Source organism: uncultured Campylobacter sp., from assembly GCF_938030785.1.
Classification (GTDB): Bacteria; Campylobacterota; Campylobacteria; order Campylobacterales; family Campylobacteraceae; genus Campylobacter_B.
On sequence record NZ_CALHIK010000044.1, the window covers coordinates 1 to 12,179 of the forward strand.

Consider the following 12,179-nt stretch of genomic DNA (forward strand, 5'->3'; position numbering starts at 1 on the left):
AATTTATATAAAAATTTATCTGGATTTTATGCCGATCAGCTATAATTCCGCTATTCTAATCCCGCATATTTTGCGGAATTTTCAAGGAGAAAAAATGCTTAAACTTCACTCAATCCTTCTTGGTACAGTGCTTTGCGCTAGCCTGGCTTTTGCAGATCGCACGATTACCGATCAGCTCGGTCGCAAGGTCACGATCCCGGATCAAGTAAATCGTATCGTCGTGCTACACCACGAAGCGCTCAATGTCTTAAACGAAATCAACGCCCAAGATAAGGTCGTAGGCATCCTAAAAAGCTGGGAGCAACGCCTAGGCAAAGAGTATAATCGTTTGGCACCGAGTTTTAAAAACCTACCTAATCCAGGCGATATCAAAGATGTCAATTACGAAGCTCTGCTTAGTCTAAAGCCCGATGCGGTCGTAGTGGTCAACTACTTCCCTAAAGAATATATCGCTAAAATGGAGGAGTTGAAAATCCCGGTCGTAGGTATTTCATTTTTCAGCTCTGCACAAGAGGAAAAAGCTAAGCTAAATCCGACCTTTAAAGATGAGCGCGATAGCTTCGCTGCTTACGATGAGGGCTTTTACGAGGGGGTTAAAATTCTAGGCGAACTAAGCAATCACGAAAAGGATGCCGCTGAATTAATAGATTTCGTTAAAAAATCGCAAGCTGATTTAAATGCCAAATTTAGTAATTTTATTGTAGATAAAAGACCTAGAGTTTATATGGCAAATCCCGATCTTACGACCTACGGTAGCGGCAAATATACTGGCGTAATGTTAGCAAGAGCGGGTGCGACGAACGTCGCCGCTGCAGATATAAAGGGCTATAAGCAGGTTTCGCCGGAGCAAATTTTAGCATGGAATCCGCAGATTATCTTAGTGCAAAACCGCTATCCTCAAGTACCTGCCGAACTTAAGGCAAACCCTGCGCTAAAAGGTCTTAGCGCCGTGAAAGAGGATAGAATTTATCTAATGCCCGAATTCGTTAAAGCATGGGGTCATCCGACTGCCGAAGCAATGGCGCTTGGCGAGGAATGGCTTGCGATGAAACTTTATCCGCAAAATTTTAAGGACGCAAACTTTGATAAAAAAGTAGAGGAATTCTACGAGAAATTTTACCGCGTCAAATATCAAAAATAATGCTAAACGTAATCCTGCTTCTTTTTTGGGTAGTGCTGGCGCTAATCTCGCTCGCTAGTGGGCAGTTTCATATACCGTTAGAAGAAATTTTTAAAATTCTCTTTAGCGGAGGCGGCGATGAAGCCGCCAAAAGTGTGATGATGGATGTTAGAATTCCGCGCATTCTACTCTCCAGCCTTTGCGGTGGAGCGCTTGCTATCGCGGGTTTGAGCTTGCAGGCGGTATTTAAAAACCCGCTCGTTGGTCCGCACATCGTAGGCGTTAGCACCGCAGCGGCATTCGGCGGCGCGCTTTGTATCTTGCTAGGATTGAGCGGCTTATGGCTTGCGGGTTTTGCATTTTGCTTCGGGCTTGCGGCGCTATTTTTGCTCTATCTTTTGGCAAAATTCGTAGCACGCGCTGATATTTTCTCACTCATTTTAGCAGGTATAGTCATTAACGGCGTATTTGCCGCACTTACGAGCTTGGTGCAGTATCTGGCAGACGATGAGGAAGTGCTGCCTAATATCGTCTTTTGGCTACTAGGAAGCTTCGTAAGCGCAGGATACGATAAAGTAATTTTGATGTGCGCGATCGCCCTGCCCGCTTCTGCAGTCTTAATCGCGCTGAGATGGCGGTTTAATCTACTCAGCCTAAATGATGATGATTTGCGCGTGCTAGGCGTGGATGTTAAGTTTCTGCGCTGCACGATCCTAGCGCTTTGCACCGCTCTGATCGCCGTACAAGTTAGCGTCAGCGGAAATATCGGCTGGGTAGGTCTTGTAGTGCCGCACGCCACCAGGCTCATCGCGGGCAGCGACCACGTGAAGCTAATGCCTGCTTGCTTCATTGCAGGAGCGATCTTTATGCTGGCAATCGACGATCTATCTCGCTCGCTAAGTAGCGCCGAAATTCCTTTAGGAATTCTATCCGCTCTCATCGGAAGCCCGATCTTTGCCCTACTTCTAAAAAGGAGTGCCAAAAATGCAAAATCTAATTGAGGTAAAAAATGCTGGCTTTTACTACGAGGCGGAAAAATTCTGCTTTCGCAACTTAAACTTCGAGCTTGCCAGCTCTCAAACATTAGCGATTTTGGGCTTAAACGGGCAAGGCAAAAGTACGCTAATGTCGTGTATGATGGGGATTTTGCAGCCTAAAGAAGGCGAGATCGTGCGCAAGGCAAAATTTGCTTTCTTGCCTCAAAGCTTTAACGTCGCGTTTGATTACAGCGTGCTTGACATCGTACTGATGGGGCGAGTACGCGAGATCTCGCTCTTTTCAAAACCGGGCAAAAAGGATATTCAAATCTGCCTTGACGCTCTGGATACGCTAGGCGTCGCCCATCTGCAAAAGCGCAGCTTTAACGCCCTTAGCGGCGGGCAGAGGCAGCTCGTGCTCTTTGCTAGAGCCCTAGCTAGCGGCAGCGACGTGCTGTTTTTGGACGAGCCTGCCAGCGCGCTTGATATCAAAAATCAAGACCGCGTGCTAAGCCTCATCGCAAATCTACGCTCAAATAGCGATGCGAGCATAGTTTTTACCACCCATCAGCCTAACCACGCCCTCGCAGTCGCCGATCGCACACTAATCTTGCGAAATGATCTTAGCTACAACTACGGCGCAAGTAACGAAATTTTAACCGAAGCCGCGCTTAGCTCGCTCTACGGCGTACAGATCAAAACGGCGAAATTTGACATAGAGGGCGAGCAGATAAGCAGCATCACGCAAATTTTCAGCGCACAGGTGAAATAGTGCGAGTGGCGCGACAAAGCAACTCGTCAATCGGCGTGGAATTTTAAATCGCGAGATTTTATCTTGAGTGGAATTTAAATCGCATAATTTTATCCTGAAATGCCGTCTTGAAATTCTGATTAAAATTTTATATCGAGGTTTTTGCCCTAGAATTCCAGTCTAAATTCCATAGCGGAATTTTACCGCGGAATTCCGAGCAGAAATCTCATAGCGGAATTTTCTGCGGCTTGTCGGTTTTCGAAGCGCGCAATGAAAGATACCGCGCTTGTGGTTTAAAATTTTTGTAATAGAATTCTGCCTGCAAATCCATAGGCTAAATTCCATTTTAAAATTCCACGACGGAATTTTATTCTCGCTCCTGTATAATTCCGAAATTACGCAGTATGCGCCCAATCGCGACAAAATTTTGAAATTTTAAATTTAACTGTTTAATTCCTGCTTTACATCGATTTATGTATACTTCTGGATAAATTTAAAAGGACTTAATATATGCAAGACACCGTATCTCAGGTAAGAAAAGAGGGAATAATCAGCACCGGAATCGACCTGTTTTTATCGGCGGTACTCGCGGTTTTTAAGGTGATAGGCCTTGCTTCCGGCGGAATGTTCTTAATAGTCAGCGGAATTTTTATCGCTCTTATCTGTTTCTCGGTGATTTATAGGCTAAGAGCGCTCCGCAAAATTTCAATGCTTAGCGGCATAAAAGCGGCGGCGCTTTACCGCAACTGCGTAATCATCGGCATCTGCTTCGTGGCGCTTTTATTATTTTATCCGGCAGGTTGTTACAGAGAAGTAACGATAAAAGAGATGATAGAAGAGACTATATGGAATTTAGCAGCGCCCGCAGCCGCAATCTACATAATCGTAGCGTGGCTTCGCATAAATTTCTCTTTAGCGCGAGTAAGCGGCGTGAGCGCTTTTCGCACCTACGTGTGGCTCTGCGTGGGGTTTTTAGCACTAAATATACTGTGTGGCGCGGGGCCCTTCGGTTTGACTAACTCCAAGCCGCAAACTGACGATACGGTTGCGGCTTTAGTTATCACATCGTTGAAGGAATTTCTACCGTTTGCCGCCCTCATAATAACCGGTATCGTGCACCTGCTAGCCTGGAGCAAAATAGAAAATATAAGCGCAGAGGTTTAAATTTTAAATTTCGTAAACCTCTCGTCGCTATGAAATTTTAAAATTCCTCAAGTAGATTTAAAATTTAAAACCCACCGCGCCTTTCAAATTTTAAAATTTTGCGCACCGTGTATTTTGCGCTGCGCACGACCACCATAATTTTAGTCCAGCTTATTTCTAAAAAGCGACGCCGCAAAGCTCAACGTGCCGATCCCGATCAGCAGCAGCGGCACGATGAGATGCCACAGCTCGCCCAGGCTCGCACCCTCCAGATAGATCCGCCACATGCAGTTGTTAGCATAATACATCGGATCTAGGTGCGCGATGTAGTAAAACCACCGCGGCATCGCGTCCGCAGGCGTTATCAGCCCGCTTATCATAATGCACGGCAGCAGGAACAAAAACGAGCTCACGACCGATTGCAGCGAGGTTTTGCAGACGGTCGAGATCACGAGCCCGATGCCTACGTTGCAGGCGCTAAAGATCGCGATGATCGCAAAAAGATCCGCAAAGCGCCCTCGAAACGGAATTTCGAAGTAAAACACGCAGATCAAAAACAGCGCGAGCCCCTGCGCGATCGCGATCAGCACGGGCGGCACGGCTTTGCCGATCAGCATCTCAAGCGGGTTCGCGGGCGTCATCAGCATCATATCGAAGCTCCCCTCCTCGCGCTCGCGGGAGACGCTAAACGCCGATAGCATCAGCACCTGAATCATCGAAAGCCCCAAAATCATCCCCGTCATTATCGTGTAGCGCGTGATCGTGTTTTCGTTAAAAACATAGCGCGGATTTATACTGATTAAATTGACAAAATGCTGCGCGTTGTATTCCCCCGCTATGGCCTGCACGAAGCCGATGACGGTGTTTGCCAAGGTCGTATTGCGCGAATCCGCGATGATCAAAAGCTCGTGCGTATCCTTAAAATCGCTGCCGAAATAGATCCCGATGATCGCCTCGCCCTCGCTTACCGCGCGGCGCAGGCAGGTTAGGTCTTTGCAGCCGAGATCTGTTTTAAACATCGGCGTAGCGGCGATCTGCTGTACCAGCGCGGTGGACGTCGCATCGCGGGCGTCGTCCAAAATCGCGTAGCGCACCTGCTCGGGGGTGAAATTCGCGCCGTAGCCGAATATGATCGCCTGCACCAGCACCGGCACGATCAGCACCATACGCGTGCCCTTGTCGCGAAACATCGCCAAAAATTCCTTTTTTATCAGCGCGCGAATTCTAAGCAGGGATTTTCGCAGAGCATTCATCGCGCACTCCTTTCAAATTTAGCGGCGCCTTTAAATTTAACGCCATTTTCAAATTTAAAGGCGCTGGCGTGCGGAGTGAAATTTGAAATAAAATTTAAAAGCGGAATGGGCGCGGGTTTAAATTTATGCGGCGCGAGCGTAAATTTTAAAATTTCAAACCGATTACTCAGCTTGGGCGTAAAATTTAAAATTTCAGATCTATCGCGCGGCACCTCGCGCGTAAATTTTAAAAGCTCAAGTTTAAATTTACGCGGCAGCAAGGAGATGAAATTTAAAAGCGCGTTTGTGAGGCTAAATTTGCTAAAATTTTCCACGCGCCCTACTTCGTAGCCGTGTCGTGCAGCTGCGCCATAAAGTCGCACTATGCGGCACTGCGCGGAATCCAAACTGCTCACATGATTAGACTTAACCGCATGTCGTTTTTCTATCGCGTCGTGCGCATGCTGCGAAGTAAGCCGCGCCGCGCGCCCTGCTTCGGCACTATCTACGCGCGACAAAGCGCGGCGCAGAGCGCGAAGCGGCGCGCAAATAAATTTTAAAATTTTAAATCTATTCCGCGATATGAAATTTTGCGCTGTGTCCGCAAGACGCGCTGAAGCAAGCGTAAATTTTAAAATTCCAAACCGATTGCGCAGCGGTTCGGGTGTAAATTTTAAAATTTCAAATCCATTGTGCGACGCTGGCGTAAAATTTAAAAACTCTGTCGTCGCTGTTCGCAAGCTAAAGCGTTTCGCGCCGAGAAATTTTAAAATTTCATATCCACATTCTGTTTGCTTACGCGAAAATTCTAAAAATTTCATCGTGCGCCCCTTTTTACGCTAAGCACGCACAAGCTGAAAAACAAAACCGCTCCGAGCGCCTGAATGGCGAGGTTTACCCACAGCGTCGCGCTCTGTCCGCCCGAGAGGAAGCAGATGCGAAAGGACTCGACCGCGTATGTGGGCGGCAGCAGGTGCCCGATGAAGTTGACCGCCGCGGGCAGTCCGCGCAGATCAAATATCATGCCGCTAAGCAGCGTCACGGGCAGGTAGCCGATGACGATGGCGTATTCCTGCGCTAGGAATTGATTTTTGCAGATCGCCGAGATCAGCATGCCTAGGCAGGTCATCTCCAGCACGAAGACGCAAAGCGTCGCCAGCAGCATCGCCACGCTGCCGCGGATCGGGATGCCCAAAAGCGTCTGCCCGTAAACGAGTGTCATCGCGCCGCCTAAAAGCGCCAGGAAATAATACGCGCCGACCTTGGCAGTGACGATCTCAAGCGCGCTTGCGTTGGAGTTGTAAAGCGAGGCGATCGTGCCGCGATCCCATTCGCGCGAGATCACGACCGCGACCATAAATAGGCAGATGAGCCCCAAAATCCCCACGTACTCGGCAGATACGAGATACCACGTCGATTCGTTGGCTTCGTTGAACCAGCTGCGATAATTCACGCTGAGCGGCTTTGCGGCGGCGTTTAAATTTGCATTTAAAAAGCCGTAATCTTGCGCCAAAACCTGCTCGATTACTCCTGCTACGTAAACGTAACTAAGAAGTGCTAGCTGCGACTGAGTGGCGTTTTGGATAAGGAAAATTTCGGCGCCGTCTTTATTCGAGCCGCCCGCGCTACCGCCTGCACCGCTTGAGCTGTCGCCGTTATTTACAGCGCCGCCCTCTCTGCCAGTGCCGTTAGCGTAAGGGCTTACATTGACGCCGCCGCTCGTATTTTGGAGATCGTCCGCTCCGCCCATGAGGCCTGTATTCGTATCGCCTGCGCCGCCTATTAAATTTACGCTGCCTTGATTTGCGCCTATGTCGCCTGAATTTACTCCGTTGCCGCCCGTTTCCGAGCCGTTGCCGTATAAACCCTCGCCGCTTGCGCCGGTGCCGCCCGCAGAGGTGTTTATGCCGCTCTCCGTACTAGCGCCCGCGCTGTCGTCCTCAAGCGGACGGACATTTTCGACGCTGCTCACGTTTTGGATATCGCTTGTGCTGCCCGCGAAAGAGCTTTCATCACTAGAAAGGTTTAAATTTACGCCGCCGCCCGCGCCGCCGAGTCCGCCCAAAGTGCTTTGAAATTTCGCCGCAAAGCGCGGATCAAAATACAAAATGCTCTCGATCTCATGCGCCTTAAAATCCCTCCTCGCGCTCTCTAGATCCGTGTAGACGCGGGTTTGTAGGTATTTTGAGCCCAAAAACCCGCCGAGCAGATCCCGCTCGATTTTGGAGCTCAGATCGCTTACGAAGCCCACTTTGACGGGCTTTATGTCCATTCGCATCGCATATCCGTAGATCACGACCAAAATTAGCGGCATCAAAAACGCGATCACGAGCGCCGATCGGTCCTTTGCGATCTGCGCGAACTCCTTTTTTACGAGGATTTTTAAAAAGGTAAAGTTCATCCGCCCTGCCCCTGTGCTCGGATTTTGCAGCACTGCGCTGCGCGCGACGAGCCCTTAAATTTTGATCGCGCAAATTCGGCGACTACCGCGCTTTGAAATTTACGACGCGGACGGAGCGGGCTCGTTTTGCCGCAGAGCTCGCGCAGTACCCATCTAAAAAATCCGCGCTGTGTCCCGCTGCGCGACATCTCATTCAAAATTCCGCTGCCGCTTGAAATTTCGCAATCTCTTAAAATTTCGCCACCATTTAAAATTTTACTATCGCTCCAAATTTCGCCGCTGCTAAAAATCCCGCTGCCGCTTAGAATTTTACCGACGCCCAAAGCCCGGTCGCTCAAAATTCCGCCGCCGCTTAAAATTTCATCGCCCCGCAAAACCCTTTCGCCGTTTAAAATTTTACCGCGCGGGTACGCTGGTTTTCGCCAAGTTCGCATAAAATTCGGATCAAAAATCCTCGCCGCTCGGGTAAAATTTAGATCAAAAGCCCTCATCGCCCGCCTCGCTTCTAAATTTTTGCACTTCGTTTATAAAGGCCTGCTGCACGCTAAGCCGCCGCCCGCTCTGCACGCAGACCTCGTCGGGGCTACCCAGCGCCAAGATTTTGCCGCGATCTTGGATCAAAAACCGATCGCAATACTCCGCCTCTTCCATAAAATGCGTCGTCACGACCACGCTCACGCCGGTGCGCGCGAGCGCATTTATGCGGTTCCAAAAGAGCCTGCGCGAGAGCGGATCGGCGCCGCTGGTGGCCTCGTCGAGAAACAAAATCTCGGGGCGGTGGATGAGTGCGCATGCCATGCTGAGGTTGCGTCCCGCGCCGAACGGCAGGTTCTGCCACGTCTCGTTTCGCAGCCGCTGCAAGCCAAACTCACTCAAAAGCTCCTCTATGCGCCGCTTCAGCGCTACTCCGCCGATACCGTAGCTGCGGCCGAAATACTCTAAATTTTGATAGCAGCTTAGCTTTTTATAAAGCGAAAATTTCTGAGAGACATAGCCGATGCGCGATCTGATCGATGATTTGGCGTGGCGCAGATCCTCGCCCATGACCGAGATCTCGCCCCCGCTCATCCCCAAAAGCGCGCAGATCATACGAAAGGTCGTCGTTTTGCCCGCGCCGTTTGGGCCCAGAAGGCCAAAAATCTCGCCCTTTTTGACCTCGAAACTCGTATTTTCCACGGCGGTAAATGAGCCGAATTTTTTACTCACGTCGCGCACTTTGATGACGGTTTGAGCCGCATCGAAGCTCCTTTTTTCGTAGCCGAAGTTTGCCGCGCCGATCTCCGCTTTATTTAAAAAAATATACGCATCCTCTAGGCTCGCCTCGCGCGGGCTGAGTTTAAATTTAGCGCTTCCGTTTTCATTAAATTTGACATCTCCGCTTTCACTAAATTTAACGCCCTCATTTCCGTTTGAAATTTTAAAATTTTCGTCGCGCCCGTCTTCGGGATCCGTGCCTTTGTCGTGCCCGTTTTCGCGCTCTGTATTTTCGCCATCACCCTCTAGGCTCGCGTTTAAAAACTCCTGCAGATCGCGCAGGCTTATTGGCTCATCGCTTAGCAGATCGACGCTGCCGTCTCTGGGGCAGATGTCGATGAGCGGGGAGTTTTTTAAAAATCTCTGCGTCTTAAACATCAAGCGGCGCGCCAGGCGCTGATAATCCTCGCCGTCAATGCGAAAGGTATGCTCCCGCAGCGCCGCGGTGATCTTTACGGCGCGCTCCTGCGCTATGATCTTGCCGCCGAGCAAAATCAGCGTCAGATCGGCATCCGCCGCCTCGTCGAAATACGCCGTCGAAAATATGCATTTCGCGTCGCTTTGATCCAGATACTCGCGCACGATCGCCCACAGCTCGCTACGCGAGAGCGGATCGACGCCGACGGTGGGCTCATCTAGCACCAAAAGCCGCGGTTTTGCCGCAATCGCGCACGCAACGCCGAGCTTTTGTTTCATCCCGCCGGAGAGCGAATCCACGGCGTAATCTTTAAATTTCAAAAGTCCCACGCGGCGCAAAAGCCCGCGCAGATACTCCTCGCAGTCTTTTAGATCGAGCCCTTTTAGGCCTGCGAAGATGTTTAAATTTTGCCAGACGCTAAGCTCCTCGTAAAGCCCCAGGCTCTGCGACATATAGCCGTTTGCGCGGACGAATTCTTTATTTTCGCCGCTAGGGACGAAACCTGCAAATTTTATCTCGCCGCAATCGGGCGCGATGATGCCGCAGATGAGCTTTAAAAGCGTGGATTTGCCCGCGCCGTCGGGGCCCGTGAGGCTGATGAGCCGCGGCGAGGCACCAATTCGCAGATCAAAATTTTCAAAAACGACGTTTTTGCTGCGATCCTCTCGCAGGTAAAATTTCTTTAAATTTACGATATTTAGTAGATCCAAGCTTAGCTCCAAATTTTATTGCTCGCCCCGTCGCTTGGCGCGACGAACGAGGCCTATGCATGCCGAAAAGACGCTCTTTGTCGCGACGCCCTGCTTCTGCAGCCGCCGAGACGTCTTGGTTTTGCGACCGCTACGAACTTTAAAATTTTGCGCCGCACGCCGCACGCTTTAAATTTTGCGACGAGCGACGAAAACTATCCGCGCATAAAACGTCGCGATCCTAAACATCGAGCGCTCCGTGAGTGTCTGCGATAAATTCGCTTCAAAACGCAAACGCAAACGAGTTTTCAAACACCTGGCGACCTATGGGCGCCGAGCTTTCTATCTGCGTCGCGCCTCTTGCGGTGAAATTTTATCGCCGCGCACAATCGGTATTTAATCGCGCCGCTTGTTTCGTAGCGAAATTTTACTGCCGTCCGCAGTCATTACTCAACCATCGCTCGTTTATCGCAAAACGGTCTGCTAGAAACAAAGCCCGCTCCCGCTCTACCGCCCGGCTTTTACCTATTCTCCGCCGAGATGCAAATTTTAAAATTTAACTCGCGCTGTTTTGCGCCAAATCTTTCGGCAAAATTTTACTCGCCGCCGAGACGATCTATTTTAGGCGCAGCAAAAATTTATCGCCCTACCCTGCGAACAGGCACCGTTAAAATTTCACCTTGAAGCGCACTTTTAGAATTTCATCAAACCCACGCCGCATGTCTCGCTCGCCGGGTATCGCGTAAAATTTGTCGGGCAGCGAGCTTTGTTATATAAATTTTGCCCGCAGATGCCGTCAAAATCGCTCATAAATTTCGCGTCGTTATGCCGCCAAAATTTTATCGCTAAGGCAACCGTTTAAATTCCAACTCGCCGCACCTGATAGCTTTGGGCATTGCGCCGCGATAAAATTCCATCCGTAGTGTTCCTGCCACCCACACCACGCTTTAAATTTCGCCCTCGCTAGCGATACTTATGTGCTACCCGCCCGTCAAAATTCTACGCTGATCGGCTGGCCTAAGCGAAAGTTGCCGTCCTCGTCGCTGAAATCGGCTCGCGCCTCCCACACGAGATCGGCGCGCAGCTCCTCGGTCTGCACCGTGCGCGGCGTATACATCGCGGTTTGGCTCACGTAAGCGACCTTTGCGCTCGCGCTAGAGCCGTCCGCAGCGATGATCCGCACGCTCTGTCCAGCACGCAGGAAGCGGAGCTGATTTTCGCTCAGATAAAATTTCGCGCGCTTGTTTTTTACTTCGCTGAGCTCAAAAACGCCCACGCTTGGCATGCTAATGTCGCCGAGCTCCTTAAGGCGCGCTCTGATCTGCCCGCTAAATGGCGCTTTTAGCACGCTTTGCGTCTCGATTTGGTAGTTCAGATATTTTAAATTTTCCTCGCAGCTTGCCAAATTTGCGCGGGCGGCGCCGACATCCTCGCCGCGGTAGCCGCTTTGAAGCTGACGTAGATTAGCCTGCGCGCTTTGCAGCTGGGCTTGCGTGCGCTTCATCGAGTAAAACGCCTCGTCGATCTGCTGCTTGGACGCAGAGTTTGTTTTGCCTAGGCTCTTGAGGCGCTCGTTCGTCAAAGTAGCGAGCTGTAGGGCGTTTTGCATCGCGCTTACGTTCGCCGCCGCCATCTCGATCTCCTCGCTACGAAAACCGCTTTGCAGCTTTTGCAAGCTAAATTTAAGCCCGTCGCACCTCGCGATCTGAACCTGTCTTTGAAAACTCAGATCCGCCGTATCCAGAGCCGCCAAAACATCGCCAGCCTGCACGAAATCGCCCTCGTCGCGATAAAGCGCGCTAATGCGGCCGCTGCGCTCGAAGCTAAGCGAGCTCTGCCTGATGTCGATGATGCCGTAGGCCTTGTGCGCGACCTCTTCGCGCCTATCGAGATTGAAGTAGATCGCCGCGGCGAGAGCGGCCAGCGCAAAAATGACGAAAATTAGAAGCCTTTTCATAGATCGCCTTAAATTTTGATATGCGGTTATTATAAAATAACTTTTCTAATGCGGCGCTGATATTTGAGGTTTGGGCGGAGATTTTGTAAATTGATCGCATAAAATTGCCGTATTGAATTGACCGCCGCGCGAGCAGAATTGAAGCTTGGGCGGAAAAATTTAGCCTATCTGCGCGATTTTAAGCGGTACGGCTTATAAAATACGCGACTTTTTGAATTAAAAATTTTAAAATTTTGA

General features: G+C 50.2%; 10 protein-coding genes. 4 read left to right on the forward strand and 6 right to left on the reverse strand.

The window, feature by feature from the left end; all coding sequences use genetic code 11:
* The first annotated feature begins 94 nt into the window (after positions 1-94).
* The 4 genes from Q0438_RS02230 to Q0438_RS02245 all read left to right on the forward strand — a co-directional run bounded on the left by Q0438_RS02230 (position 95) and on the right by Q0438_RS02245 (position 4,012).
* Positions 95-1,141 carry an ABC transporter substrate-binding protein gene (locus tag Q0438_RS02230; RefSeq protein ID WP_297942152.1) on the forward strand — a complete coding sequence of 349 codons (1,047 nt, stop codon included), beginning with the start codon at positions 95-97 and terminating at the stop codon, positions 1,139-1,141.
* Positions 1,141-2,121 carry an iron ABC transporter permease gene (locus Q0438_RS02235; protein WP_298023568.1) on the forward strand — a complete coding sequence of 327 codons (981 nt, stop codon included), beginning with the start codon at positions 1,141-1,143 and terminating at the stop codon, positions 2,119-2,121. The genes Q0438_RS02230 and Q0438_RS02235 overlap by 1 nt, the downstream gene beginning before the upstream one ends.
* Positions 2,105-2,869, forward strand: a complete 765-nt coding sequence (locus Q0438_RS02240) for an ABC transporter ATP-binding protein (protein ID WP_299186858.1) — start codon at positions 2,105-2,107, stop codon at positions 2,867-2,869. Before Q0438_RS02235 ends, Q0438_RS02240 begins: the two co-directional genes overlap by 17 nt.
* A gap of 489 nt (positions 2,870-3,358) precedes the next feature.
* A complete protein-coding gene (locus tag Q0438_RS02245) occupies positions 3,359-4,012 on the forward strand; it encodes a hypothetical protein (RefSeq protein WP_299186861.1) in 654 nt (217 codons plus the stop codon).
* A gap of 140 nt (positions 4,013-4,152) precedes the next feature.
* On the opposite strand, the gene Q0438_RS02250 is transcribed toward Q0438_RS02245, so the two are convergent.
* The 6 genes from Q0438_RS02250 to Q0438_RS02275 all read right to left on the reverse strand — a co-directional run bounded on the left by Q0438_RS02250 (position 4,153) and on the right by Q0438_RS02275 (position 11,942).
* Positions 4,153-5,244, reverse strand: a complete 1,092-nt coding sequence (locus tag Q0438_RS02250; protein WP_299186864.1) for an ABC transporter permease — start codon at positions 5,242-5,244, stop codon at positions 4,153-4,155.
* Positions 5,241-6,044, reverse strand: coding sequence for a hypothetical protein (locus Q0438_RS02255; RefSeq protein WP_299186866.1), 804 nt, complete (start codon positions 6,042-6,044; stop codon positions 5,241-5,243). The genes Q0438_RS02250 and Q0438_RS02255 overlap by 4 nt, the downstream gene beginning before the upstream one ends.
* Positions 6,041-7,624 carry an ABC transporter permease gene (locus Q0438_RS02260; protein WP_299186869.1) on the reverse strand — a complete coding sequence of 528 codons (1,584 nt, stop codon included), beginning with the start codon at positions 7,622-7,624 and terminating at the stop codon, positions 6,041-6,043. The genes Q0438_RS02255 and Q0438_RS02260 overlap by 4 nt, the downstream gene beginning before the upstream one ends.
* Positions 7,621-8,115 carry a hypothetical protein gene (locus Q0438_RS02265; RefSeq protein ID WP_299186872.1) on the reverse strand — a complete coding sequence of 165 codons (495 nt, stop codon included), beginning with the start codon at positions 8,113-8,115 and terminating at the stop codon, positions 7,621-7,623. The genes Q0438_RS02260 and Q0438_RS02265 overlap by 4 nt, the downstream gene beginning before the upstream one ends.
* Positions 8,102-10,006, reverse strand: coding sequence for an ATP-binding cassette domain-containing protein (locus Q0438_RS02270; protein WP_299186875.1), 1,905 nt, complete (start codon positions 10,004-10,006; stop codon positions 8,102-8,104). Before Q0438_RS02270 ends, Q0438_RS02265 begins: the two co-directional genes overlap by 14 nt.
* A 970-nt stretch (positions 10,007-10,976) precedes the next feature.
* The gene (locus Q0438_RS02275; RefSeq protein ID WP_299186877.1) at positions 10,977-11,942 is read right to left on the reverse strand and encodes an HlyD family efflux transporter periplasmic adaptor subunit; all 966 of its coding nucleotides are present in this window, start codon (positions 11,940-11,942) and stop codon (positions 10,977-10,979) included.
* Positions 11,943-12,179: the final 237 nt, after the last annotated feature.

Excerpts from the sequence above, each read along its gene's own strand:
- Q0438_RS02230 (WP_297942152.1), top strand. The coding sequence starts at position 95 with ATGCTTAAACTTCACTCAATCCTTCTTGGTACAGTGCTTTGCGCTAGC.
- Q0438_RS02235 (WP_298023568.1), top strand. The coding sequence starts at position 1,141 with ATGCTAAACGTAATCCTGCTTCTTTTTTGGGTAGTGCTGGCGCTAATC.
- Q0438_RS02240 (WP_299186858.1), top strand. The coding sequence starts at position 2,105 with ATGCAAAATCTAATTGAGGTAAAAAATGCTGGCTTTTACTACGAGGCG.
- Q0438_RS02245 (WP_299186861.1), top strand. The coding sequence starts at position 3,359 with ATGCAAGACACCGTATCTCAGGTAAGAAAAGAGGGAATAATCAGCACC.
- Q0438_RS02250 (WP_299186864.1), bottom strand. The coding sequence starts at position 5,244 with ATGAATGCTCTGCGAAAATCCCTGCTTAGAATTCGCGCGCTGATAAAA.
- Q0438_RS02255 (WP_299186866.1), bottom strand. The coding sequence starts at position 6,044 with ATGAAATTTTTAGAATTTTCGCGTAAGCAAACAGAATGTGGATATGAA.
- Q0438_RS02260 (WP_299186869.1), bottom strand. The coding sequence starts at position 7,624 with ATGAACTTTACCTTTTTAAAAATCCTCGTAAAAAAGGAGTTCGCGCAG.
- Q0438_RS02265 (WP_299186872.1), bottom strand. The coding sequence starts at position 8,115 with ATGAGGGCTTTTGATCTAAATTTTACCCGAGCGGCGAGGATTTTTGAT.
- Q0438_RS02275 (WP_299186877.1), bottom strand. The coding sequence starts at position 11,942 with ATGAAAAGGCTTCTAATTTTCGTCATTTTTGCGCTGGCCGCTCTCGCC.